The sequence below is a fragment of the Janthinobacterium sp. SUN128 genome (assembly GCF_030587275.1).
In the GTDB taxonomy this organism is placed as follows: domain Bacteria; phylum Pseudomonadota; class Gammaproteobacteria; order Burkholderiales; family Burkholderiaceae_D; genus Janthinobacterium; species Janthinobacterium lividum.
This window is the reverse complement of sequence record NZ_JAPWHY010000001.1, coordinates 2,787,851-2,810,723: the sequence shown is the minus strand read 5'-3', so window position 1 is coordinate 2,810,723 and position 22,873 is coordinate 2,787,851. Positions and strand designations below refer to the sequence as shown.

General features: G+C 63.0%; 23 protein-coding genes and 1 riboswitch. Of the genes, 9 read left to right on the top strand and 14 right to left on the bottom strand.

Annotated elements, in window-relative coordinates; translation table 11 throughout:
• Nucleotides 1-80: 80 nt before the first annotated feature.
• Nucleotides 81-614 carry a hypothetical protein gene (locus O3297_RS12720; RefSeq protein WP_305048862.1) on the top strand — a complete coding sequence of 178 codons (534 nt, stop codon included), beginning with the start codon at nucleotides 81-83 and terminating at the stop codon, nucleotides 612-614.
• Nucleotides 615-641: 27 nt separating this feature from the next.
• On the opposite strand, the gene O3297_RS12715 is transcribed toward O3297_RS12720, so the two are convergent.
• The gene (locus O3297_RS12715; protein WP_305048861.1) at nucleotides 642-1,133 is read right to left on the bottom strand and encodes a hypothetical protein; all 492 of its coding nucleotides are present in this window, start codon (nucleotides 1,131-1,133) and stop codon (nucleotides 642-644) included.
• A 36-nt stretch (nucleotides 1,134-1,169) separates the two neighbouring features.
• Nucleotides 1,170-1,817 (bottom strand): TetR/AcrR family transcriptional regulator, encoded by a 648-nt coding sequence (locus tag O3297_RS12710; protein WP_305048860.1) that lies wholly within the window; start codon nucleotides 1,815-1,817, stop codon nucleotides 1,170-1,172.
• Nucleotides 1,818-1,884: 67 nt separating this feature from the next.
• Here O3297_RS12710 and O3297_RS12705 point away from each other — a divergent pair, with 67 nt between their 5' ends.
• The 3 genes from O3297_RS12705 (at nucleotide 1,885) to O3297_RS12695 (ending at nucleotide 3,649) form a co-directional block, all read left to right on the top strand.
• Nucleotides 1,885-2,403: a DUF2867 domain-containing protein gene (locus tag O3297_RS12705; RefSeq protein WP_151096484.1), complete on the top strand. Its 519-nt coding sequence runs from the start codon at nucleotides 1,885-1,887 to the stop codon at nucleotides 2,401-2,403.
• A gap of 86 nt (nucleotides 2,404-2,489) precedes the next feature.
• Nucleotides 2,490-3,101 carry a nicotinamide riboside transporter PnuC gene (pnuC, locus tag O3297_RS12700; protein ID WP_070282197.1) on the top strand — a complete coding sequence of 204 codons (612 nt, stop codon included), beginning with the start codon at nucleotides 2,490-2,492 and terminating at the stop codon, nucleotides 3,099-3,101.
• On the top strand, nucleotides 3,101-3,649 hold the full coding sequence (locus O3297_RS12695; protein ID WP_305049668.1) for an ATP-binding protein: 549 nt from the start codon (nucleotides 3,101-3,103) through the stop codon (nucleotides 3,647-3,649). The genes pnuC and O3297_RS12695 overlap by 1 nt, the downstream gene beginning before the upstream one ends.
• Here the strand turns inward: O3297_RS12695 and O3297_RS12690 are convergent, their stop codons facing one another.
• Nucleotides 3,650-5,827 (bottom strand): TonB-dependent siderophore receptor, encoded by a 2,178-nt coding sequence (locus O3297_RS12690; protein WP_305048859.1) that lies wholly within the window; start codon nucleotides 5,825-5,827, stop codon nucleotides 3,650-3,652.
• 85 nt (nucleotides 5,828-5,912) lie between these two features.
• Nucleotides 5,913-6,010: riboswitch (TPP riboswitch) on the bottom strand.
• A gap of 78 nt (nucleotides 6,011-6,088) precedes the next feature.
• A complete protein-coding gene (locus O3297_RS12685; protein ID WP_034779411.1) occupies nucleotides 6,089-7,246 on the bottom strand; it encodes an iron-containing alcohol dehydrogenase in 1,158 nt (385 codons plus the stop codon).
• 142 nt (nucleotides 7,247-7,388) lie between these two features.
• Between O3297_RS12685 and O3297_RS12680 the strand changes: the two genes are divergently transcribed.
• Nucleotides 7,389-7,694, top strand: a complete 306-nt coding sequence (locus O3297_RS12680; RefSeq protein ID WP_070282200.1) for a hypothetical protein — start codon at nucleotides 7,389-7,391, stop codon at nucleotides 7,692-7,694.
• Nucleotides 7,695-7,787: 93 nt separating this feature from the next.
• Nucleotides 7,788-8,267, top strand: a complete 480-nt coding sequence (locus O3297_RS12675; RefSeq protein ID WP_034779408.1) for an Imm26 family immunity protein — start codon at nucleotides 7,788-7,790, stop codon at nucleotides 8,265-8,267.
• A gap of 125 nt (nucleotides 8,268-8,392) precedes the next feature.
• Here the strand turns inward: O3297_RS12675 and O3297_RS12670 are convergent, their stop codons facing one another.
• Together O3297_RS12670 and ompR are read right to left on the bottom strand one after the other, a co-directional pair.
• Nucleotides 8,393-9,751, bottom strand: a complete 1,359-nt coding sequence (locus O3297_RS12670) for a sensor histidine kinase (protein WP_034779404.1) — start codon at nucleotides 9,749-9,751, stop codon at nucleotides 8,393-8,395.
• Between the two features lie 13 nt (nucleotides 9,752-9,764).
• Complete coding sequence (ompR, locus tag O3297_RS12665) at nucleotides 9,765-10,466, bottom strand: two-component system response regulator OmpR (RefSeq protein ID WP_223278807.1); 702 nt, start codon at nucleotides 10,464-10,466, stop codon at nucleotides 9,765-9,767.
• Between the two features lie 263 nt (nucleotides 10,467-10,729).
• Between ompR and O3297_RS12660 the strand changes: the two genes are divergently transcribed.
• Complete coding sequence (locus tag O3297_RS12660) at nucleotides 10,730-11,119, top strand: hypothetical protein (protein ID WP_070255514.1); 390 nt, start codon at nucleotides 10,730-10,732, stop codon at nucleotides 11,117-11,119.
• Nucleotides 11,120-11,277: 158 nt separating this feature from the next.
• Entirely contained in the window at nucleotides 11,278-13,137 is a 1,860-nt protein-coding gene (locus O3297_RS12655; protein ID WP_305048858.1) for a flagellar assembly protein A, read from the top strand.
• Here O3297_RS12655 and arfB read toward each other — a convergent pair whose 3' ends face one another.
• Nucleotides 13,138-13,536: an alternative ribosome rescue aminoacyl-tRNA hydrolase ArfB gene (gene arfB, locus O3297_RS12650; RefSeq protein ID WP_034779396.1), complete on the bottom strand. Its 399-nt coding sequence runs from the start codon at nucleotides 13,534-13,536 to the stop codon at nucleotides 13,138-13,140.
• Between the two features lie 195 nt (nucleotides 13,537-13,731).
• On the opposite strand from arfB, the gene O3297_RS12645 reads away from it, so the two are divergent.
• Complete coding sequence (locus O3297_RS12645) at nucleotides 13,732-14,214, top strand: chemotaxis protein CheW (protein ID WP_034779394.1); 483 nt, start codon at nucleotides 13,732-13,734, stop codon at nucleotides 14,212-14,214.
• Nucleotides 14,215-14,251: 37 nt separating this feature from the next.
• On the opposite strand, the gene O3297_RS12640 is transcribed toward O3297_RS12645, so the two are convergent.
• The 7 genes from O3297_RS12640 to dapC form a co-directional block, all read right to left on the bottom strand.
• The gene (locus tag O3297_RS12640; RefSeq protein ID WP_092606050.1) at nucleotides 14,252-16,255 is read right to left on the bottom strand and encodes an ATP-binding cassette domain-containing protein; all 2,004 of its coding nucleotides are present in this window, start codon (nucleotides 16,253-16,255) and stop codon (nucleotides 14,252-14,254) included.
• A 138-nt stretch (nucleotides 16,256-16,393) separates the two neighbouring features.
• The gene (prmB, locus tag O3297_RS12635) at nucleotides 16,394-17,284 is read right to left on the bottom strand and encodes a 50S ribosomal protein L3 N(5)-glutamine methyltransferase (protein ID WP_305048857.1); all 891 of its coding nucleotides are present in this window, start codon (nucleotides 17,282-17,284) and stop codon (nucleotides 16,394-16,396) included.
• Nucleotides 17,285-17,340: 56 nt separating this feature from the next.
• On the bottom strand, nucleotides 17,341-18,477 hold the full coding sequence (gene dapE / locus O3297_RS12630) for a succinyl-diaminopimelate desuccinylase (RefSeq protein WP_305048856.1): 1,137 nt from the start codon (nucleotides 18,475-18,477) through the stop codon (nucleotides 17,341-17,343).
• A gap of 48 nt (nucleotides 18,478-18,525) precedes the next feature.
• On the bottom strand, nucleotides 18,526-18,882 hold the full coding sequence (locus tag O3297_RS12625; protein WP_070282205.1) for an ArsC family reductase: 357 nt from the start codon (nucleotides 18,880-18,882) through the stop codon (nucleotides 18,526-18,528).
• Nucleotides 18,883-19,015: 133 nt separating this feature from the next.
• Nucleotides 19,016-20,563, bottom strand: a complete 1,548-nt coding sequence (locus O3297_RS12620; RefSeq protein WP_305048855.1) for an FAD-dependent oxidoreductase — start codon at nucleotides 20,561-20,563, stop codon at nucleotides 19,016-19,018.
• 122 nt (nucleotides 20,564-20,685) lie between these two features.
• Complete coding sequence (gene dapD / locus O3297_RS12615; protein WP_077406885.1) at nucleotides 20,686-21,513, bottom strand: 2,3,4,5-tetrahydropyridine-2,6-dicarboxylate N-succinyltransferase; 828 nt, start codon at nucleotides 21,511-21,513, stop codon at nucleotides 20,686-20,688.
• A gap of 13 nt (nucleotides 21,514-21,526) precedes the next feature.
• Nucleotides 21,527-22,759: a succinyldiaminopimelate transaminase gene (gene dapC, locus O3297_RS12610; protein WP_070255503.1), complete on the bottom strand. Its 1,233-nt coding sequence runs from the start codon at nucleotides 22,757-22,759 to the stop codon at nucleotides 21,527-21,529.
• Between the last annotated feature and the right edge of the window lie 114 nt (nucleotides 22,760-22,873).

Genomic DNA, 22,873 nt, shown 5'->3' with positions numbered 1-22,873 from the left:
CCGCAGGGCCGATGCGGCTTTTTTGCGGCGGCGCCACGTATAATTCCCATTCACCCTTATTCATTTCCGACAGGCCCGCCATGCCCCTGACTCCCGATTCGCCGCCTGATTGGCAAACGTTTGAAACAGCATACGACGTCGAAGAAACCTGCTTCAAGCTGGCCAGCGCGTCGCTGGCCTTGCTGGGCGCGTCCCCATTCAAGGATCAGGCATTTTCCGCCTTTGCCTTCAACGCCGTGTCGTTCCCATCCCTTTCGCTGAGCCTTGACACCGATCCCGCCAATCGGGAGCGCGATTACTATCCTCCGGACTGGTCGAACGAGTGCATCGAAGTCGACGTGCCGGAAATCGGCCAGCTGTGGGAGGAGGGGTATGCAAGGATCGAAGGCGCGCTGCTCGAGCTGATCGACGCTGCCGATGACGAACTGCTCGATGCCATCGAGGAGGGCTATCTGCACAGCCTGAGGAAAACCATGGTGCGGCTTGAAACGCGCCAGGCTTTCGAGCAGATCAAGACCTGCCCGCAATTCTGGACCGTGGTCACGCAGATCGACGCCGATACGGAGGAAGAGGAGCGGCTGCTCGACCAGGTGCGCCAGGGCCTGCCGGCGTGAGCCTCCGCCGCCATTGCAGGCCGCGCGCTATAGCAGGGCCTGCCAGCGCCTGACTTCCGCGTCCGTCAGCATCGGCCCCCAGCTGCCGCGCAGCGCCGCATCGTGCTGCACATAGTGCGCAAGCGGTGGCGTCGCCACGCCGTGCCTGGCACAGATATCAAGGACGGCTTCCAGCTGCCGCCGGCTTGCCGGAAGGTCATCGCCATACCAGGTGCAGGCGCTCGTTTCCAGCACATGCCCGACAAGCTGCTCCAGCGTGCCGAGCAGGTGCCCGGGCATGGCCAGGCGGATGTCATCCGGCCAGGGGTCGCCCATGCCGGTCACCGCCAGGGAAGCAAAACCATGCTCCCATGCCGAAAAATCCCCAGGCGCGATCTGCGCCACTTTCCACACGTGTTCGGCGAATGCGGACAGCGCCGGATGGTGAATGTCAAAGCGCTGGCAAAAGCGTTGCAGGCAGCTTACGGCAATGCATTGCCTGGCGGTCACCGAGAGCGTGTCTATCGATATGTTGTGCATGAAAGTTCCTGACGTTGGCACTCGCCGATCACTGGGTCAATCTGACTTGATTGCGGTTGCCCCGCCTGGCAAGGCAGCCTGCCGCAACGCCTCCACCGGCAACTGGAAAAAGCGCGGCACCATCGCCGGCGACAAATCGTCGCCGCCGTCCGCCATGGCCAGGCGGCCACTGAGCAGCAGCATCACGTAGCCATGGCCCAGCGACCAGCCGGCGCTGGCGGCGGCCTTGTCCCAGCGCGGGTCGAGGCCCGCTTCGCGCACGGCCGCGCCGGCCGTCTGCAGCACGTACTGGAAGCATGCTTGCGCCGCTTCCATCAGGGCGGGGAACTGGCGCACGTCTTGGTGTTCGAACATCAGCCGGTAGTGGGCTGGCGCGGCCAGGGCAAATTCGATGTATTGCTGGCCCAGCAGCTGAAAACGCTGTTCGGAGGGCAGGCTGCCCTGCGGCGGCAGTTCTGCCTCCCATTTGGCGATCAGGCTGGCGAAGCCGGCTGCCGCCACGTCGGCCAGCAAGGCTTCCTTGCTGGGGAAGTGGCGGTACACGGCGGCGATCGACACGCCCACCGTGCGCGCCAGTTCGCGCAGGGAAAGGGTGGCGTCGCTTTGCTGCGCCAGTTGGGCGATGGTGGCGGCGACCAGGGTGTCGCGCAGGTTGCCGTGATGGTAAGTACTTGTGCTTGTCATTCTATGTTATCGCTGTTCACATTGTCGTGTATGATGGCCATGTTATCACTGAACACATGGAGAGCACATGCAAGAGATAAGCAACGTGGTACGCGCCGTGGCCTTGCCGCCAGGCGCCAGCATCGCCCCCTTGTATCCGGGCAGCAACCTGGCCGACGCGTATGCCGTCGGCCTGCCCAGCGCTGGTGTACGGCAGATGGATATGCAGGCCCTGGCGCGTGTGGTGCTATGCAGCCAGCCGCGCTGGGCGCAGTGGCTGCTGGCGGTGCGCGACACGATAGTCTCACCCTTCGGCATCAAGACGGCAAGACAGCTGGCGGCCAAGCCTGATGGACGCATCGGCATCTTCCGCATCTTTGCCGTCAGCGATGATGAAATCATCGTGGGCGAGGACGATAGCCACCTGGACTTCCGTTTGTCCGTGCTGCGCAACCGGGACGCGGGGCTGCATGGCAGCGTTACCTTTTCCACCGTCGTGCATTGCCATAACTGGATAGGGCGTACCTACATCCTGGTGATCCGGCCATTTCACAAGCTGATCGTGCGGCGTACGCTGGCGCGCGCCGTCAAGGGGGGCTTTGCCTGAGTAGGGAAGGGCTGCGGCGGTGCGGGCAATCTTGCTTATTCATGGCTGGTATTGCATACTGCACCACCAGCCTCATCACGATTCCCATGAACGATACGCTTCTCCTGCTGGGTTTTGCCACCACGCCGCTTGAACTGATTTCCTTTGTCCTGGCATTGACAACCGTTGCGCTGAACATCCGCCAGAATCACTGGGCGTGGCTGTTCGCCATCATTTCCTCGGCCGCCTACGGTTTCGTGTTTTTCGAATCGCGCCTGTATGGCGACATGGCCTTGCAACTGCTGTTTATCAGCGTCTCGTTCTGGGGCTGGTACCAGTGGCTGCACCCGGCCAGTGGCGGCAAGACCTTGCCCGTCACGCGCCTCGATGGACGCGGCTGGATGGCGTGCGCCGCGGGCTGGCTGGTCGGTTTTCTGCTGATCGCCTGGCTGCTGACGACGACGGATACGGACGTGCCCCACGCGGACGGCTTCCTCACGGCCGGCAGCCTGGTGGGGCAATTCCTGCTGTCGCGCAAGAAACTGGAAAACTGGATCGCCTGGATCATCGTCGACGTGCTGTATGTGTGGCTATACCTGCACAAGGGACTGACCCTGACGGCCGTGCTGTATGCCTTCTTCGTCGTGATGGCCATCATCGGCTTGCTGGCGTGGAGAAAGTCGGCCCCGGCCGCGCCGAGCGCGATGGTCCTCAAGTGATGGAGCGTTGCGTGCGCGTGGACATCCTGGGCGCGGAATCGTCGGGCAAGTCGACCCTGGCAGCCGCCCTGGCCGAACGCTACGGCACCGTCTGGGTGCCGGAATACTTGCGCGAATTTGTCGAGAAGCAGGGCCGGGTGCCCGTCGCAGCCGACCAGTTTGGCATTGCGCGAACGCAAGTCGAACGTGAAGCGGCTGCCACCGCGCAGGCGCGCCACTTCCTGTTTTGCGATACGACGCCGTTGATGACGGTGGTCTACAGCCGCCATTATTTCAATGGCGCCGATGCGCCGCTGGCGGCGCTGGCCGATGCCACGCAGTACGACCTGACGTTGGTGACGGCGCCCGACAGCCCGTGGGTGGCCGACGGCTTGCAGCGCGAGTCGGAAGCCGTGCGCCAGCTGATCTACCGCTATCTGCTCGACGAGCTCGATGCGCGCGGCATCGCCTACCACGTGCTGCACGACAGCCTGGAGGCGCGCCTGGAACAGGCGGCGCCCTTGCTGCAGCAGGCGCTCGATGCGGCGCCTGCCTCTACGTCAACTTAATTAAAAGTCGAATTGCGCCGACACCTTCAAGGTGCGGCTTGCACCCGGGAACAGGTAGCCGCCTGCTTCCGGAGTCACATCGCGCCAGTAGAACTTGTCCGTCACGTTGTTGACGGTGGCGCGCAGCACGGCTGGCGTGCCGGCCAGGCGCGTGGCCCAGGCGGCGCCCAGGTTGAACACGCTGTACGAAGGCACGAAGGTGGTGTTGTTGTTTTCAAACGCCTTTTTGCCCGCATATTCCCAGCTGCCATTCACGCTCAAGCCCGCCACCTGCTGCACGGCGTAGTTCGCGTGCACGGCCGCCTTGAAGGCCGGCACGTTGGGCACGCGCTTGCCATCGTAGTCCGCACTGCCCGTGCCTGATTGCTGGCTGTTCAGGGCCGTGATGGACGCGCCCAGGTTCAGGTTGGCGCTGGCCTTGCCCTGGGCAGATAATTCCAGGCCACGGTGCTGGGCCTGGCCCGCGCGCACGAAGTTGTAGGTGCTCATGCTGCTGTCGAGGTACTGGTTGAATTCCAGGCCTTTGCGGATCTGGAACAGGGTGGCGGCCACCATGAAGTCCGGCGTCAGGTCCGCCTTTACGCCCAATTCGACCTGCTTCGAGCGGCTCGGCGTCAGTTCCACATTGGCATTTTCCGCGTAGCGGTCGGCCGTGCCGCCGTGCTCCATGCCCTGCGAATACGATGCATACACGGCGATATTGTCTTGCGGGTTGTACACCAGCGCCACGTTCGGCAACAGGAAGTCGTGCTTGGCGCGGATTTCCGTGTCGGCCTTGAGCACATACTGGTAGCCATCCACATTGATGTGGCGCAGGCCGCCATGCAGCTTCCAGTTGGGCGCCAGGCTGACGATGTCTTGCACGAAGACGGATTTTTCCTTGTCGTTGCGTACCAGGCGCACGGGGCCCGTGACGCCGTCGGATGGCACGACGATGACGGGGCGATAAATGTTGCTGATGCCCACTTCGTCGTACACGTACTTGCCGGCCCGGTCCTTGCGGTTGAAGTACGACACGCCGGCAGTGAATTCGTGGCGCAGGCTGCCGGTGGCGAACTTGCCCTGGATCATGGCTTGCGCGCTCAGCGGCTTTTTCGTTTCGCCCAGGCTGCGGAAGTCCCATACGGAGAAATCGCCATTGCTGCAGAAGACGGGCGCCCAGCCTTCCGGGCTGCAGCCATACGGATACGCCGTGTAGTCGTCGCGCTTGAACGAGTGCTGGTTGGCGGACAGGGTGGCGTGCCAGTCGTCATTGAAGGCGTACTGGAAGCGCAGGCCCAGGTTGCTGGTGACGGTTTCCACCGGATGCGTCCACGGCTGCTTGTTGAGCATGGCGTCGGCGCTGATGTTGGCCGGCAGGCTGCCGTTGCTCAGCAGCTGGAAGCCGGGCGCCGTGACCTGCGCCTTGTCCTGGTAGTCGGCGTCGAGCTGCAGCAGGGCTTGCGGGGAAATCTGCCAGTCGAAGGCGCCGGAAATGAACCGACGGTTGCCGTCCGCGCCCTTGATGTAGGAACGCAGGCGCTCGGCCGCCACGTTGACGCGGTAACCGAAGCGCGTGTCTTCCAGGCGTCCGCCCAGGTCGACGGCGCCATACACGGTGCCCCGTTCGCGCGCTTCCACGGTGACGGTGCGCAGCGGTGCGGCGGTGGGGCGCTTGACGATGAAGTCGATCACGCCGCCAGGCGCGGCCACGCCTGCCTGCAAGCCGGCCAGGCCTTTTAAGACTTCGATGCGTTCCTTGTTTTCCAGCGGAATTTGCGTGTCGCCAGGAATGGCTACGCCATCCTTGCGGTAGCTGGAGTTCGTGTCGAGCTTGAAGCCGCGGATGGTGAACTGTTCCGCGTAGCCGACGGCGTTGTACGACTCGTTGATGCTGGCGTCGAGCTTGACGGCATCGCTGAGATTGCGGATCTGCAAGTCCTGCATGTCTTTTTGCGAAATGACGGTGACGGACGCCGGTGTCTGCAGCAGCGGCGCGTCGGCAAAGCCGCCCACGGAGGCGCGCTTGGCGGCCGGCGCCTTGCTGGCCGTGACGACGACTTCGGCCATGTTTTGGGCCTGCGGATCGGCGGCTTCGGCGGTGTCGTTCGCAGCAAAGGCAGGCGCGGCAAACGCGTGCAGGATCGCCAGGGTCAGTACAGGACGGGAAAAATGCGCAGATAAATTCGGTGTGGACATAGATTGCTCGTGGTTCAAGCCGTCTCTGTAAAGAGCACGGCAGGCTGCTTGTTCGGCTGGCGCCAACGCAGGAGCTATCAAAGGAGGGAGGTACTTTGCGCTTTCCTTCGCTGGCATTATCCAGATCAGGTACGAAGGGTATCTCTCACCCGGATGACTGCTCCAGGACCCCTAGCGAAATGACAGCTTAGCATGAACCACGGCCAGCTGTCCCCCTGGCTGACCGTTTTACAACAGTGTGGCTGGAATTTGCAAACTGCGCTACAGACTCAGTTCCAGCACCTTGCGGCTGACGGCGGGCGTCACTTCGCGCTGCTCGCCCAGCGCCGTCATGCCGTGCGCTTCCAGGGCGGACACGACGGCATCCACGCTGGCGTGGTTCAGGCCGTAGTCGGCCAGGCGCGTTTTGACGCCCATGTGGCGGAAGAAGAATTCCGTGCGCGCGATGGCGGCCTCGATGCGGCCATCCTCGTCGCCGCCGTCGAGTCCCCAGACGCGGGCCGCGTATTGCAGCAGCTTGGCGCGCTTGGCCTGCTTGCGCACGCGCAGCATGCTGGGCAGGATGATGGCCAGGGTCTGGGCATGGTCGAGCTCATACAAGGCCGTCAATTCGTGGCCGATGGCGTGCGTGGACCAGTCCTGCGGCACGCCCACGCCGATCAGGCCGTTCAAGGCCAGGGTGGCGCTCCACATCACGTTGGCGCGCACGTCGTAGTCGTCCGGGTGCGACAGGGCTTTCGGGCCTTCCTCGATCAAGGTCAATAAAATGCCTTCGGCGAAGCGGTCCTGCACGGACGCGTTCACAGGGTAGGTCAAATACTGTTCCATGACATGCGCAAACGCATCGACGACGCCATTGCCCACCTGGCGCAGCGGCAAGGTGAACGTTTTCGACGGGTCCAGCACGGAGAATTTCGGATACACCTTGCGGCTCATGAACGAGCGCTTTTCCTGCGTGGCCTTGCGCGTGATCACCGCCGAGCCATTCATTTCGGAACCCGTGGCCGGTAACGTCAATACCGTGCCGAAGGGCAGGGCGGCCTCGACGATCTTGCCGCCTTTCGCCAGGATGTCCCACGCCTCGCCCTCGTGCAGGGCGGCCGCGGCGATGAATTTGGTGCCATCGACCACGGAACCGCCGCCGACGGCCAGCAGGAAATCGATGCGCTCGCTTTTCACCATGGCCACGGCCTGCATCAGGGTTTCATAGCTGGGATTGGGTTCGATGCCGGCAAATTCCAGCAAGGTATGGCCGGCCAGCGCCGCCTTGACTTCATCGTAGACGCCGTTCTGCTTGATGCTGCCGCCGCCATACGTCATGAGCACTCTGGCATGCGGCGGGATCAGCGCCGTGATGGCGGCGATCTGGCCCTGGCCGAAGAGGATTTGCGTCGGATTGTAAAAGTCGAAATTGAACATGGGGCTCCTGCCGCTGGGGTTTAGGCTGTTGCTGAGCCATGATTATGGCCGAACGGGTGGAAACGTGTCGTGGACGCTTGAGCTTTTCGCCCGCGCGGTGGAGAATGCAGCCGATGTCACCACCACGCGAAAAGGAATGCGCATGACCAACGTCCCACTGGAAGAATCCGGCTTGCCGGCCACCGCGCTCGATATGCACCGCGCCATCGGCGCCACCATCGCCGCGCTGCAGGCGCTGGACTTGAACAGCCAGCGTTTCGAGGCATGCACGGACCCGGAACTGCGCCGCGTGCTGGCGCATGCGGGCGACACCAGCCGCAAAGAAGCGGCCATGCTGCTCGAATGGATGCGCCGCCGCGATGCGCGCCTGGACGCGGCCATGAAGGAAGCGCTGTTCAAGGCGGGACCGATTGTTGCCCAGTATCACTATGACGAGAAAATATTGTAACTATTGGTTTGTTGCTGTGGCGTACCATGCGCCACTTTTGCATCGTTTCGCGTAGACTGTGCCCCGAACACGATTTTGGGGGAGTTTGCAACGATGAGATCATTACCATACCGAGAAGGCAGCTGGTTTGCCGTGCCCTTGCCGGGCGGCGGCTATGCCGTCGGCGTGGTGGCGCGCAGGGCGCCTGCCGGGCGCATCATGCTGGCGTATATGTTCGGGCCGAAGCGCGACAGCTTGCCGACGCTCGATGAGCTGGAAGGCTTGCGGCCGGAACAGGCCGTACGTCGCCTGCGCACGGGCGACATGGCCCTGCTCAACGAGCGCTGGCCCCTGCTGGGTGACAGCCTCCACTGGGAGCGCGACGCCTGGCCCATGCCGGCCTTTATCCGCCGCAATGAATCCTTGCAGCGCGCCTGGCGCGCCAGCTATGCGGACGCCGACCCTGCCAAGCTGAACCGCGAGGAATCGATCCCCTTCGATACGCCGGGCATGGAGAGCGATTCCCTGTACGGCTACGGGGCGACGGAATTGCTGATGAATAAATTGCTGGCGCAAGAGCAGGCGTCCGCTTGACCGTTGTCGGGCGGCGAAAACGCCGGAGCCGGTAGCGTAGGTCGGATTAGCGCCTGGCGCGTAATCCGACAGGAACAGCCGACAATGTTGTCGGATTACGCGAGGCAAGGCCTCGCTGATCCGACCTACGCCGCTGGCAAGCTGATCTGAAACGCGAGGCCGCCGCCTTCGCGGTTGCGCACTTGCAATTCGGCACCATGGCGCAGCAGCACGCGGTCGACGATGGCCAGGCCCAGGCCGGCGCCGTTTGCCTGCCCGCGCGCCGTGTCGAGGCGGGTGAACGGCTTCATCAGTTGCTCGATCTTTTCTGCCGGCACGCCCGTGCCGTGGTCTTGCACTTCGATGATGACCTTTTTCGCGCCGTGGCTGGTGCGCACCTGGCAGGCGATGTCGATTTCCGTCACGTCGCTGCCCGGCGTCTTGCCATAGCGGCGCGCATTCTCGATCAGGTTGTTCAGCACGCGGCGCAGGTCGGTGGGGTTGCCCATCGCATGCGCGCCGTCGGCGATGCTGGCGTTGATCTTCACATCCGGCAGGCGCATGGCTTCGCGCGTCATGTCGCTGAGCAGGCCGCTCAGGTCGACGTCCGTAAAGCTCGACGCTTCCGTCGGCTTGGCGTAGTCGAGGAACTGGCCGATGATGGCGTCCATCTGCCCGATATCGGACTGGATGCCTTCGCGCGCCTCGTCCGACAGGTTCGCCATTTCCACTTCCAGCTGCATGCGCGCCAGCGGCGTGCGCAAATCGTGCGAAATGCCGGCCAAAATCACGGCACGGTCCGATTCCACCTGTTTCAGATCATCGACCATCTGGTTGAAGCTGCGGTTCGCCTCGATAATTTCGATCGGGCCCTTTTCCGGCAGCGGCGCCGGCTGCTTGCCCTTGGCGATATCGCGCGCGGCCGCCGTCAAACGCGACAGCGGCAGATTGATCAGGCTGGAAATGATGGCTGCGCCCAGCAGGGACAGCAGCGACACCAGGCTGGCCCAGCCCAGCCACTGGAAGCCCGTCAGGCCGCGCAGGCGCTCACGGTCCAGCATCAGCCAGTACTCGTCGTCGTCGATCTTGAAGCTGACCCAGAAGCCGGCCACGCCGTTGACGCGCGCGGAAAAGCGCGTGTCCTTGCCCAGCTTGGCCTTCACCAGCGCCTCGATGTCGGGCATCAGGTAATTGTCGGGCGGCGGCTCGATGCGGTCGTCCTCTTCCAGCGAGAAGATGCGGATGCCTTCATTGCTGACGAGGTCGAACAGCAGCTCGCGGCGCAGTTCGGGAGCCGAGTGCGTCAGTGCCGCATGCGTGATGGTGACGACGGAAATGATCTGGGCGGAAATCTGCTGCGCCTGCGGCTCGCGCTGGATGAAGGAAATCATGCTGAACCAGGCGATCATGCTGACCGTGGTTAAGGTGCCGAGCAGCAAAAAGGTGCGCCAGAACAAGCCGCTTTTCAGCCGCGCCAGGCTGATATCGGGAAAAAGCTTCATCATGCCTCGCCTGCGATCAGCGCGGCTGTCCGTCCGGGATAAAGACGTAACCTAAGCCCCACACGGTCTGGATGAACAGGGGGCTCGACGGATCAGGTTCGATGAGTTTGCGCAGGCGCGAGATTTGCACGTCCAGGCTGCGGTCGAACACTTCGTATTCGCGGCCGCGCGCCAGCTCCATGAGTTTCTCGCGAGACAGCGGCTGGCGTGCATGGCGGGCAAACACTTTCAGCACCGAAAATTCACCGGTCGTCAGCGGCACTGTTTCGCCATTCTTTTTCAGGGTACGCGTGCCCAGGTCCAGCACGAAGTCGCCGAATTCGAAGGTTTGCGGCGTTTCCGACGGCGCGCCCGGGATTTCATCGGGACCCTTGCGGCGCAGTACGGCGCCGATGCGGGCCACCAGCTCACGCGGATTGAATGGTTTCGGCAGGTAATCGTCGGCACCCATTTCCAGGCCCACGATGCGGTCCACGTCTTCGCCCTTGGCCGTCAGCATGATGATCGGCGTCTGGTCGCCCGCGCCGCGCAGGCGGCGGCAGATCGACAGGCCGTCTTCGCCCGGCAGCATCAGGTCGAGCACCAGCAGGTCGTAGCGTTCGCGCAGCCACAGTTTGTTCATGGCCGTCGCGCTTTCTGCCGTGAAGACATTGAAGCCCTGTTCGGTCAGGTAGCGCCGCAGCAGGTCGCGCAGGCGCACATCGTCATCGACTACCATGATTTTTGCCTGGTGGCCGTGGATCGATTGCGTTGTTGTATTGCTGCCGGAAGTGGAGGTTGTGGTCATTTAGGGTGTCGTGTTATCTTATATTAGTTGCTATAGTAACGCCTCGCGCGGCGTCGGCAAGGGGCTGTGGCGACCCATTACAAAGTGTTACAAACTTTACCCAATTACTCTTACTGCACCGTGTAAAGCATCATACACTGGGGCCACAGTGGAAATCAGCTTTAGTTTATACGGCATCGCGGAAGAGGAACTCAATGAATATCTTTACTAAAAAAATTCACGCCGCTCCCAGCGCAGCTATTGCTGCACGTACGACCGTGCTGTCCGCATTCGCCGTTTGTTCCGTGTTTGCCGCCAGCCTGGCGGCAGCGCAAAACCAGCCGCCGCCACGCCGTGACGACCAGCAGCAAATGCAGGCCCAGCGGTATGAACAGGTACAGCGCAGCAACAGCAATGATACGCGACTGCGCGAACAGCGTGACGCACGCAGTTTCGACACGCGCGCAGAAGAGCAGCGCCGCGCCAACGAAGGCGCCGACGCCTCGCGCCGCACGGGCCGCATGACGCCCGACGAACGGCGCGACCTGCGCCGCCAGATCAACGAAGTGGGGCAGGACATTTACTCGAATCCCCCGCGCCGCTAGACAGCCATCCCCCTCCGACAGGGCCATCTCGCAAGACATGGCCCTGTTTGCATCTGGCCGCATGCATTGTTGCTCAGTCAGGCACACGGCCCCGCCCCGTGATATTGTTCTAGTGCACGGAGGCAATTCTTTGAAATGGCTGCTGGGGGAGGCAAGGCGTGAGCGACGACGACACACCCGTTCCGGATGCGGTCCCCGCAGGCGGCTTGCCGCACGGCCTGGTCCAGCGCGACGAGGGCGTGTTCCTTGACCTGTCGCTGGCGCCGGCGCAGCTGCGCACCGCCGTCGAGCAGCTGTTCCAGTCGGGCCAGCTGCTGGCCGGCCTCGATTACGGTTTGTTCCTGCTGACCCTGTTTCATGCCCCTACTCCCCGCGCCGCGCCCAAGGGCGATGCCCTGCTGCGCATCGCCGTGCGCGTGGCGCCATTCCCGCCCGCGCGCCGTGCGCTGTACAAACAAATCAAGATCCGCGGCGACAGCGCCGAATTTTACTTTGAAGCCTTGCCTGCGGACGCGGACGGCCAGGTGCCGGCGCGCCGCGAATTCGACGAGCTGGTGGCCGACCTGTGGTGCAAGGGCGTGCACTACGGCATCGATAGCGCGGCCGTGCGCGCCATTCTTGCCAGCGGCAAGGCCGAACGCATCACGGTGGCGCGGGTGCTGCCGCCACAGCCGGGGCGCGACGCCCAGCTGGTCGAAGTATCGCAAGGCATCCACCGCGACGATGCGCCGCGCGAACGCTCCGATGGCCGCCTGGATTTGCTCAGCTTCAAGAACCGCTTTCCGCAAGTGAAAAAACACGCGCGCCTGCTGCGTCTGCTGCCGGGGACTCCCGGCTTGCCCGGCTACGACCTGGCCGGCAAGGCGCTGCCACCGCCCGCGCCGCTGGAACTGGACCTGGCCACCGTGGCGGGGCCAGGCACGGCGGTCGAGCATTTCAGCGATGGCGATTTCGTCGTGGCCACGCAAGATGGCTATGTGAATGTCGATGAACACGGCAAGATGTCCATCGAAAACAAGATCGTCAGCCGCGAAGGCGTCAGCAGCCGTACGACGGGCAATTTGAAGCTGAGCGCCGCCTACGAGGAGTATGGCGAAGTGCAGGAGCAGCGCCAGCTCGACGGCAGCGACATCACCATCCATGGCGACGTCTACGGCCACTTGCACTCGCATGGCGGATTAATATGGCTACAGCGCAACCTGGTGGGCGGCACGGCCTTCAACGAGCGTGGCGACGTGCGCGTCGAGGGCGTCGCTTCCGGCTCCGTGCTGCAGGCGCTGAGCGGCGAAGTGCATGTGAAGCGGGCGGAAAGCTGCGTCATCGCCGGCACGCGCGTGGTGATCGACAGCGCCAGCAATTGCGAGATCATCGCCGACGAGGTCGTCATCGAACTGGCCGAAGGCTGCGCCGTGGCGGCGCGCACCATCCGCATCGGCAGCGCCGGTCCCCGCAAGCAGGTGGAGATGCTGCTGTTCCCGCTGGTGCCCGACTTGAGTGCGCTGGAACAAAAGATCGCCGAGAGCCTGGCGAAGGCGGCGCAATTCCTGCAGGTGCAGCACAAGCGCCAGCAGGAAATCGATGCCATCGCGCAATTGCCCGAGGTACGCAACTACCTGACCCTGGCGGGCCAGCTGCGGCGTGGCGAATTGCAACTGCAAGCAACGCAGCAGGTACAGTACGACAAGCTGGCCGCGCGCATCGCTCCCGTCCTGAAAGAGGTGGCGCGGCTGCGCGTGGAGGTAAAACAGTCGGAAATCCTGCACGCGCAGATGCTGGCGCTGGTGGAACAATTGCGCCAGGAGCGGCAGGCAACGGCGGGCCAGTCGCGCTGCACCCTGAGCCTGATTGATGGCGAGACGACGGTGCGCGCCCTCGTCGTGCCGCCCGGTCCGGCCAAGGTCTACGACCGGCCGCCGAAGGAAATCAAGGCCTTGCTGCGCAGCGCCACGCCGGCCACGCAGCCCGTGTTCGCGGACAGCACAGGCAGCCTGGACTGGGCCTACCAGCCGCCACTCTGATCAGTCGATAACCTTGCCGCGAGATTGTTTGAGGACGCTGTGCGTGCTCTTGCTGTCGAGACGGCGCCGCTGCGAGCTGCGCGTGGGCTTGGTGGCGCGGCGCACGGCGGGCAGGAAGGTCACGCTGTCGATGATTTCCTGCAAGCGCCGCAACGCTTCTTCCTTGTTCTGTTCCTGGCTGCGCGACTGCTGCGCCTTGAGCACCAGCACGCCATCCTTGCTGATGCGGCTGTCGCGCAGGGCCAGCAGCCGTTCCTTGTACGCTTCCGGCAGCGACGAGGCGGCGATGGGGAAGCGCAAATGGATGGCGCTGGACACCTTGTTGACGTTCTGCCCGCCCGGGCCTTGGGCGCGGATGGCGGAAAATTCAACTTCAGCGGGGTTGACGAGGTGTTGCATGGCCTGCCTGTTGGGGAATGATGGGGGTATTGTAAGGGAAGATGGCTGCGCCGGCGCAAGGCCGGGCGCTGAGGCCAGGCTGCCTTCCGGGAAAGTTGATGTTTCTCAACGCCGCCTGCGGCGATGCTGGTTAGCATGGGGCCAACGTTGCGCCACTGCGCATCCTGGCAGCGCCTACCGGATGAAAGGAACACCATGCAGCCCACGACCACGCCTGGCGCCGCAACGACCCAATACCTGACGCAGTACTTGAGTTTCCGGCTGGGCGGCCTGGAATACGGCCTCGATTATCGTTGCGTGCGGGAACTGCGTCCTCTGAAGGAACTCGACCGTTTTTCCTCGGAAGGGGAAGTGCTGCACAGCGTGGCCGTTTCGCGCGGCGTAATCATCCCCATCGTCGACATGCGCGCCGCGTTCGGCAGCGCCCACGGCGCGCCCGACCCGGCCACCGACGTGATCATTTTGCAGCTGAGCAATGGCGTGATGGGCATGGTGGTCGATGGCGTCACCGATATCGTCAGCCTGGCCGCCAGCGACATCGCCGCCGTGCCCGGCCTGGGCGAGGCGGAAGCCGATTACCTGCTGGGCCTGGGCACGGTGGCGGGACGCCGATTGATCCTCGTCGACATCGACCGCCTGATGGCGATCCGCAGCCCCAGTCCCATGCAGGCAGCCTAAAAAAAAGACGACCCGGGAGTCGTCTTTGTGTTTTGCGTTAGCCCAGTTTCTCTAACTGATCCTGCAAGTCCAGCCATTCCGCTTCCAGCTGCGCCAGGTCCTTGGTGAAGAAGGTCTGGTCGGCCAGCAATTGCTTGAGCTTGGCCTTGTTGGCCGCGTCGTAGATGGTCGGCTCGCCCAGCTTGGCGTCGGTTTCCGCCTTTTGCGCATTGCGCTTGGCGATCTGCTCTTCCTGGCGCTTGATCTTGTTTTCGATCGGTTTGCGCAGGGCGGCGGCCTTCTGGCGGTCTTCCGCTTCCTTGCGCTTGTCGCGCACGGGCGCGGCAGGGGCCGGGGCGGCGGCTACCGGCGAAGGTACGGAAGACGTCACGGGGAAGTCAGTCTTGTTGGCCTTGCCGGCGGCCGGCAGCACGTCCGTGCCCTTGCCCAGCTTGGTCTTGAACAGCCAATCCTTGTAGTCGTCCAGGTCGCCGTCGAACGGTTGCAGCTTGCCGTCGGCAACGATGATGAATTCGTCCGTGGTGGCGCGCAGCAAGTGGCGATCATGGGAAACGACGACCAGGGTGCCTTCGAACTGCGCCAGCGCTTCCGTCAGCGCTTCGCGCGTTTCCAGATCCAGATGGTTGGTCGGTTCATCGAGCAGCAGCAGGTTAGGACGCTGCCAGACGATCAGGGCCAGCGCCAGGCGGGCTTTTTCGCCGCCCGAGAACGGTGCGATGGACGCGGTGACCATGTTGCCGGGGAAGTTGAAGCCGCCTAGGAAGTTGCGCAGTTCCTGCTCGCGCACGGTCGGGGCGATCTTCGCCAGATGCCACAGCGGCGATTCGTCGTGGCGCAGCATTTCCACCTGGTGCTGGGCGAAGTAGCCGATGTTGAGACCCTTGCCCATGGTGGCGTCGCCCGTCAGCGGCATCAGTTCGCCGGCGATGGTCTTGATCAGGGTCGACTTGCCGGCGCCGTTCTGGCCCAGCAGGCCGATGCGCTGGCCGATCTGTAGCGAAAACTTGATGCCGTTGACGATGGTTTTATGCGTGATTTCGCCCGTCGCTTCGTTCTCGATCTTGTAGCCCGCATCGACGTCTTCCATCACCAGCAGCGGGTTCGGCGCGCTCAAGGGCTCGCGGAATTCGAACGAGAATTCGGCGGCGGCGCGCAATGGCGCCAGCTCTTCCATCTTCGCCAGCGCCTTCATGCGGCTTTGCGCCTGGCGGGCCTTCGAGGCTTGCGCCTTGAAGCGGTTCACGAACGATTCCAGATGGGCACGCTTGCGCTGCTGCTTTTCCAGCGCGCCGGCGGCCAGGATCATCTGCGCCGCGCGTTGGCGCTCGAAGCTCGAGTAGTTGCCCGAATAGCGCTTCAGCTTGCGTTCGTCGATATGCACGACCACGTTGACGACTTCATCGAGGAAGTCTCGGTCATGGGAAATGATCAGCAGGGTGCCGGCGTAGCGCTTGAGCCAGTCTTCCAGCCAGATGATGGCGTCCAGATCCAAATGGTTGGTCGGTTCATCGAGCAGCAGCAGGTCGGATGGGCACATCAGTGCTTGCGCCAGGTTCAAACGCATGCGCCAGCCGCCGGAGAAACTGGCCACCGGTTGCTGCATCTGGTCCAGGGTGAAGCCCAGGCCCAGCAGCAATTGCTCGCCGCGCGACTGCACGGTATACGCGTCGGCATCGGCCATGGCGCTGTAGATTTCGCCGATGGCGATACCGTTTTCCGACGTGGCAGGCTCCGATTCCAGGCGCGCTAGTTCCGCTTCCAGTTTGCGCAGGGTGACGTCGCCGTCGATTGCATAGTCGAGCGCGGCACGGTCCAGCGGCGGCGTTTCCTGCGCCACGTAAGCCACGCGCCATTTGGCCGGGAAATCGATCTCGCCCTGGTCAGGGTGCAATTCGCCACGCATCATGGCGAACAGGCTCGATTTGCCCGCGCCATTGGCGCCGATCAGGCCGATCTTGTCGCCCGGATTGAGGGTGACATCGACTTGTTCGAGCAACGGTTTGATGCCGCGCATCAGGCTTACTTGTAGGAAACGTATCATTTTTTTCTTTGTAAAGGCTGGGCTTTGACCCCCGCCGTAAAAACATCGTGTAGGTCGGATTAGTCCGAAGGACGTAATCCGACGGGTGCCGCACAGGCATGTCGGATTACGCTACGCTAATCCGACCTACCAATTCCATTAAACCAGCTTCAACTGCTCGGCCGTCAGCAGGAAGACCATGTCGTCGCCGGCGCTCGTCGTCAGCCAGGTCAAGCCCAGTTCGCCGAAGGCCGCTTCCGCGTAGGCGCGTTCGTTGCCGATTTCAATCATCAGGATGCCGTCATCCGTCAGGCGTTCGGCCGCGCCGGCGATGATCTTGCGCACCAGGTCCATGCCGTCGCTGCCGCCGTCGAGGGCGATTTGCGGTTCAGCCAGGTATTCCTGGGGCAGGGCGCCCATCGAGGCGGAATTCACGTATGGCGGATTGCTGATGATCAAATCATATTTCTTGGCCGGCACGTTGGCGTACAGGTCCGATTCGATCAGGGTGACGCGGTCCTGCAATTTGTACGTGTCGACGTTGCGCTTGGCCACGGCCAGCGCGTCGGCGGAAATGTCCACGGCGTCGACTGCGGCGTTCGGGAAGGCATCGGCCATCATGATCGACAGGCAGCCCGAGCCGGTGCACAGTTCCAGGATGTTTTCCACGGCTTCCGGTTCCGCCACCCATGGCGAGAAGTATTCAGGGATCAGTTCGGCGATGAAGGAGCGGGGCACGATCACGCGCTCGTCGACGTAGAAGTTATACGTGCCCAGCCAGCCTTCCTTGGTGATGTAGGCGGCCGGCACGCGGTCGATGCTGCGGCGGTCGATGACGCTCATCACGCTGGCCACTTCCGACGGCAGCAGCTTGGCGTCGAGGAAGGGTTCGAGCTTGTCGAGCGGCAACTTCAAGGTGTGCAGGATCAGATAGGCCGCTTCGTCGAACGCTTCGGCGCTGCCGTGGCCGAAAAACAGCTTGGCGGTATTGAAACGGGTAACGGCGTAGCGCAGCAGGTCGCGTGGCGTGGAAAACGGGTTCGGGGTCATGGCATTCTCGAAAAGACGGTGTTCTGGCCCGCCGTGACGGGCCTCGGTATTCTGGTTCAGACGGGCAGCAAATGCTCCAGCGTGCGCCGGTAAATATTCTTCAGAGGATCGATGTGGCGCAGTTCGATGTGCTCGTCGATCTTGTGAATACTGGCATTGGGCGGCCCGAATTCTATCACTTGGGGGCAGATTTGCGCGATAAACCGGCCATCCGAGGTGCCGCCCGTGGTCGACAGCTCCGTCGTGAGGCCCGTTTCTTCCAGGATGGCGGCGGACAGCGCATCGGAGAGGGTGCCGCGCGGCGTGAGGAAGGGCAGGCCGCTCAGGGTCCACTGCAAATCGTATTGCAAATCATGCTTGTCGAGAATGGCGTGGACCCGTTCCTGCAGGTTTTCCGCCGTGCTGGCCGTGGAAAAGCGGAAATTGAAATCGATCACCATGTCGCCGGGAATCACGTTATTGGCACCCGTGCCCGCGTTGATGTTGGACATTTGCCATGAGGTCGGCAAATAGTACTCGTTGCCGGCATCCCATTTTTCCTCGACCAGATCGGCCAGCGCCTGCGCCGCTTCGTGAATCGGGTTTTTTGCCAGGTGCGGGTAGGCGATATGGCCTTGCACGCCCTTGATCGTCAGCCGGCCCGACAGCGAACCGCGGCGGCCGTTCTTGATCATGTCGCCCAGCTGCGCGCTCGACGTCGGCTCGCCCACCAGGCAATAGTCGATCTGCTCGCCGCGTGCCTTCAATTGCTCGCAGACGATGACGGTGCCATCCGTGGCCGGGCCTTCCTCGTCGCTCGTGATCAGAAAGGCGATCGAGCCCGTGTGCCCGGGCGTGGCGGCGATGAATTCCTCGCAAGCGACCACCATGGCGGCGATCGAGGTCTTCATGTCGGCCGCGCCACGGCCGTACAGCTTGCCGTCGCGGTGCGTGGGAATAAAGGGCAGCGAACGCCATTGCTCGACGGGACCGGTCGGCACCACGTCCGTATGCCCGGCAAAGACGAAGACGGGCGATGTCGTGCCACGGCGCGCCCACAGATTGGTGACGTCGTTCGACTGTATCGTCTCGCAGACAAAGCCCAGCGGCGTGAGGATATCGATCAGGTGCTGCTGGCAGCCCTTGTCGTCGGGCGTGACCGAAGACAGGGCGATCAGTTTTTCGGTCAGGGCAAGGGTTTTGGAGGTGGTCATGGGTAAGGTCGTGCCGGCAACATCGTTCCGGTGGTCAACTAAGTATGGTTACAGCGAGAAAAGGGTCTTGTACTGCGCATCGGAAAACGCCACGCTGAACTGGCCATCCTTGTCCAGTACGGGGCGCTTGATGATGGACGGGTTTTCCAGCATCAGGTCCAGGGCACTGGCTGCATCGACGGTGGACGCCTTGCGCTCGTCGGACAGGGCGCGCCAGGTCGTGCCTTTCTTGTTGACCAGCACATCCCACGGCAATTGCTGCAGCCACGCCTCGACGGTGGCGCGTTCCAGGCCCTGCTTCTTGAAGTCGTGGAAGGTGAAATCGAGTTGTTGCGCGGCCAGCCAGGTGCGGGCCTTTTTGACGGTATCGCAGTTGGGGATACCGTAGAGTGTAATGGTCGTCATGGGTAGGGCTAAGGGGAATGAATGCGGTTCGCTTGACCGTGGCGCTTGCGCCAGGGAAAAATGCGATGGTAGCCGCCATTATACAGTCGATGCGCAGTCGATGCGGCAGTGCAACACGCCCCAGTGATTTGCCCTACACGGGCCGTGGCGCCGCCTTGCCCGATTCGGCCGGACCGAAATGCAGGCCAAGTCGCAAGGCCAGGGCGCGCAGGGCGCCGCTTTCCTGCAGGTGCAGGGCCAGCGCGATGTGGCCGTCGGGGCGCACGAGATAGGCCGCGTCGCGGCCCAGGCCGGCCAGTTTGGCGGCCACGTTATAGGTGTAGCAATGCACGGGCAGTTTCAGCACGCGCGCTTCGTCGAGCAGCTCGGGCGCTGCTTCGCCATAGATGTGCAATTGCCAATCCATGCTGCGCAAGGCCGTGAAATTGTCTTGCGTGCCGTCCGAGAACCACGGCAGGCGGTCGCCGCCGCGCAGGTATTCCGCATGGCCGGCGGAAAGGGCGCTGTCTTCATAGCTGATCTGGATTTGCGACACGGTCCGGAACAGCAGCCGGCGCGCGCGCGCGAAGCCGGAGAGGAAGGGCAGCGCGTGCGGCACCAGCCAGCGGCGCAGGAATTGCCCGGCCATGCCTTGCGCGACGATGGCCTGGAAGGCCCGGTCGGTGGTGGCGACGAGCTTGCGGGCAAACACGATGCGCTCGCTTTCATAGGTGTCGAGCAGGGCGTCGTTGCTTTGTCCCCGCAGTTTTTGCGCCAGTTTCCAGGCCAGGTTGACGGCGTCGCCCAGGCCCGTATTCATGCCCTGGCCGCCCACGGGGCTGTGCAGGTGGGCCGCGTCGCCGAGGATGAAGCAGCGCCGTTCGCGAAACTGGGCCGCCACCCGGTGGTGCACCTTATACGTGGAAAACCAGTTCACGTGTTCGACCTCGATGCCCAGCAAGGCTTGCACCTGCTCCCGCACGTCGTCGAAGACGGGCGCCGGCGCGCCATCGGGGCGGTCGGGCAGGATGCCGATCAGGCGCTGCATGCCGCTGGTGCGCACGGGCAGCATCAGCGCAAACGAGTTCGCGCCCAAATGGGCGTGCAAGTCCGTATTCTTGCCGGCCACTTGCGCGTCGGCCACGTAATACAGGTGGTCGTAGGTGCCGCCGGAGAACGCAAAGCCGGCGATCTCGCGCACCTTGCTGCGGGCGCCGTCGCAGCCGCAAATATAGTTAAACGTGCAATATTGGCGTTCGCCATTGTTCAGCAGGATGGCTTGCACTTCGCTATCGTCCTGCGTCCACAGGTCCAGCGCCACGTTCCATTCCACGTGCACGCCGGCCGCCGCCAGTTTGCTGATCAGGAAGCGTTCATGCTCGTCCTGGGGCAGGCTCAGCACGAAAGGATAGGGGCTCAGCCCTTCGCCGATCTCGCCCAGCGCCAGTTTCACCAGCTCCTCGCCGCCTTCGTGGATATGCATGGCATTGATCTTGATGCCCAGGTGCACCAGCTCGTCGGCAAAGCCCAGCTGCTGGTAAAACTCCAGCGTGCGCGCATGCACGGCCATGGCCCGCGACGCCTGGCCCGGACCGCTATTCCTGTCGATGATGCGGCAATCGACGCCATGGCGCGCCAGGCGCAAGGCAAGCATGAGGCCGGTAGGACCGGCGCCGACGATCAAGACGGGAGGAGTATTCATGCCATCCAGTATAGGACAGGATGGGGGATGGCTGCGCGACGATTGAAGTTGCTCGCCGGAAATGAAAATGTCCCGCCGAAGCGGGACATTCAGGGTGCTACGTGCGCCTTGCGGCGCAGTAATTAAATACCGCGCAGCAGTTCGTTGATGCCGGTCTTGGCGCGGGTTTTTGCATCCACGCGCTTGACGATCACGGCGCAGTACAGCGAGTACTTGCCGTCTTCCGAAGGCAGGTTGCCCGAGACCACGACGGAACCGGCTGGCACGCGGCCGTACGTCACTTCGCCCGTGGCGCGGTCGTAGATCTTGGTCGACTGGCCGATGTAGACGCCCATCGAGATGACCGAGTTTTCCTCGACGATCACGCCTTCGACGATTTCCGAGCGGGCGCCGATGAAGCAGTTGTCTTCGATGATGGTCGGGTTCGCTTGCATAGGCTCCAGCACGCCGCCGATGCCGACGCCGCCGGACAGGTGGACGTTCTTGCCGATCTGCGCGCAGGAACCGACGGTGGCCCAGGTGTCGACCATGGCGCCTTCATCGACGTAGGCGCCGATGTTGACGTAGGACGGCATCAGCACGACGTTCTTGGCGATGAAGCTGCCGCGGCGGGCAACGGCTGGCGGCACCACGCGGAAACCGCCCTTGACGAAGTCTTCCTTCGTGTAGTTGGCGAACTTGGTCGGCACCTTGTCGTAGAACTGCATCGTGCCGTCCGATGGCAGGACGACGTTGTCTTCCAGGCGGAACGACAGCAGCACGGCTTTCTTGACCCACTGGTTGACGACCCAGTCGCCCGAGGTTTTTTCCGCTACGCGGATGCTGCCGTTGTCCAGGCCATTGATGACATGGGAGACGGCGTCGCGCAGTTCGGCAGTGCCGTTGCCCGGATTGATCTCGGCGCGGTTTTCCCAGGCCAGGTCGATGATGTTTTGCAGTTGTTGGCTCATGATGATGTCTTGTTTATGTAGGGGTTGATGCGGATGCGGAAAGCTGCTGGCAGAATTTTACTATGCGCAACGCTGCTTCCAGCCCTTCGGCCGTTTCGGCCACGAGGGCCATGCGGATGCGGTTGCGGCCCGGATTGATGCCGTGCGCGTCGCGCGCCAGGTAGCTGCCAGGCAATACCGTGACATTATATTCGGCGTACAGCCGTTGCGCGAATTGCGTGTCGGACAGTCCCGTGCGGCTGACGTCGGCCCACAGGTAGAAGCCGGCGTCCGGCAATTGCACGTCCATCACCGATTGCAGCAGCGGCGTGATGGCGTCGAACTTTGCGCGATACTTTGCGCGATTTTCCTCGACATGGGTTTCGTCGTTCCAGGCCGCGACGGAGGCCGCCTGCACGGCAGGGCTCATGGCGCCGCCGTGGTAGGTTCGGTAGAGCAGGAATTTTTTCAGGACTTCCGCGTCGCCGGCGACAAAGCCCGAGCGCATGCCCGGCACGTTCGAACGCTTCGACAGGCTGGAAAACACCACCAGGCGCGCATACGGGCGCTCGATGGTGGACAGGCCCAGCATGTGCGCCGCCTGCAGCGCGCCCAGCGGGGGCGTGTCGCCGTGGTAGATCTCGGAATAGCACTCGTCGGCGGCGATGACGAAGTCGTAGCGCTCGGACAGGGCGAACAGGTGTTCCCAGTCCGTCAGGGTCAAGACGGCGCCCGTCGGGTTGCCGGGCGAACACAGGAACAGCAGTTTGACCTTTTCCCACACGCTGGCCGGTACGCTGTCGTAGTCGCAGCCGAAATTGCGCGCCGGGTCGGAATTGACGAAATACGGTTCGGCGCCAGCCAGGTAGGCCGCGCCTTCATAGATCTGGTAAAACGGATTCGGGCTGATCACGAGCGAGCCGGCCGACGGGTCGATCACCGTTTGCGCCAGCGCAAACAGCGCTTCGCGCGAACCGTTCACGGGCAGGATTTGCGTGGCAGGATTGAGCTTGGGGATGCCGTAGCGGCGTTCCAGCCAGCCGGCGATGGCCGTGCGCAAGGCTTCCGAGCCGATGGTGGTCGGATAGCTGGCCAGGCCATGGATATTGTCGGTCAATGCCTGTTCGATGAACGCCGGCGTCGGGTGCTTGGGTTCGCCCATGCCCAGGCTGATGGGCGCATACTCGGGGTTGACCGTCACGCCAGCAAACAGCTGGCGCAGCTTTTCAAATGGATATGGTTGCAGTTTAGCAAGAAGTGGATTCACGGAACGGACCAGGGCAAGAGTGGAAAGACGATGTTGCTAAGCGGCTAACTGGCGCGGCAAACTTGATGCCGGTCAAATAATAAGCTGCGTCTTTCATTATAGCCGTCCTCGCGG

Excerpts from the sequence above, each read along its gene's own strand:
- O3297_RS12645 (WP_034779394.1), top strand. The coding sequence starts at position 13,732 with ATGCAGCCCACGACCACGCCTGGCGCCGCAACGACCCAATACCTGACG.
- ompR (WP_223278807.1), bottom strand. The coding sequence starts at position 10,466 with ATGGTAGTCGATGACGATGTGCGCCTGCGCGACCTGCTGCGGCGCTAC.
- O3297_RS12660 (WP_070255514.1), top strand. The coding sequence starts at position 10,730 with ATGAATATCTTTACTAAAAAAATTCACGCCGCTCCCAGCGCAGCTATT.
- O3297_RS12690 (WP_305048859.1), bottom strand. The coding sequence starts at position 5,827 with ATGTCCACACCGAATTTATCTGCGCATTTTTCCCGTCCTGTACTGACC.
- dapD (WP_077406885.1), bottom strand. The coding sequence starts at position 21,513 with ATGAGCCAACAACTGCAAAACATCATCGACCTGGCCTGGGAAAACCGC.
- O3297_RS12620 (WP_305048855.1), bottom strand. The coding sequence starts at position 20,563 with ATGAATACTCCTCCCGTCTTGATCGTCGGCGCCGGTCCTACCGGCCTC.
- O3297_RS12705 (WP_151096484.1), top strand. The coding sequence starts at position 1,885 with ATGCAAGAGATAAGCAACGTGGTACGCGCCGTGGCCTTGCCGCCAGGC.
- dapE (WP_305048856.1), bottom strand. The coding sequence starts at position 18,477 with ATGACCACCTCCAAAACCCTTGCCCTGACCGAAAAACTGATCGCCCTG.
- O3297_RS12685 (WP_034779411.1), bottom strand. The coding sequence starts at position 7,246 with ATGTTCAATTTCGACTTTTACAATCCGACGCAAATCCTCTTCGGCCAG.
- pnuC (WP_070282197.1), top strand. The coding sequence starts at position 2,490 with ATGAACGATACGCTTCTCCTGCTGGGTTTTGCCACCACGCCGCTTGAA.
- O3297_RS12720 (WP_305048862.1), top strand. The coding sequence starts at position 81 with ATGCCCCTGACTCCCGATTCGCCGCCTGATTGGCAAACGTTTGAAACA.
- O3297_RS12695 (WP_305049668.1), top strand. The coding sequence starts at position 3,101 with ATGGAGCGTTGCGTGCGCGTGGACATCCTGGGCGCGGAATCGTCGGGC.
- O3297_RS12680 (WP_070282200.1), top strand. The coding sequence starts at position 7,389 with ATGACCAACGTCCCACTGGAAGAATCCGGCTTGCCGGCCACCGCGCTC.
- O3297_RS12710 (WP_305048860.1), bottom strand. The coding sequence starts at position 1,817 with ATGACAAGCACAAGTACTTACCATCACGGCAACCTGCGCGACACCCTG.
- O3297_RS12640 (WP_092606050.1), bottom strand. The coding sequence starts at position 16,255 with ATGATACGTTTCCTACAAGTAAGCCTGATGCGCGGCATCAAACCGTTG.
- arfB (WP_034779396.1), bottom strand. The coding sequence starts at position 13,536 with ATGCAACACCTCGTCAACCCCGCTGAAGTTGAATTTTCCGCCATCCGC.
- O3297_RS12670 (WP_034779404.1), bottom strand. The coding sequence starts at position 9,751 with ATGATGAAGCTTTTTCCCGATATCAGCCTGGCGCGGCTGAAAAGCGGC.
- O3297_RS12715 (WP_305048861.1), bottom strand. The coding sequence starts at position 1,133 with ATGCACAACATATCGATAGACACGCTCTCGGTGACCGCCAGGCAATGC.
- prmB (WP_305048857.1), bottom strand. The coding sequence starts at position 17,284 with ATGACCCCGAACCCGTTTTCCACGCCACGCGACCTGCTGCGCTACGCC.
- O3297_RS12625 (WP_070282205.1), bottom strand. The coding sequence starts at position 18,882 with ATGACGACCATTACACTCTACGGTATCCCCAACTGCGATACCGTCAAA.
- O3297_RS12675 (WP_034779408.1), top strand. The coding sequence starts at position 7,788 with ATGAGATCATTACCATACCGAGAAGGCAGCTGGTTTGCCGTGCCCTTG.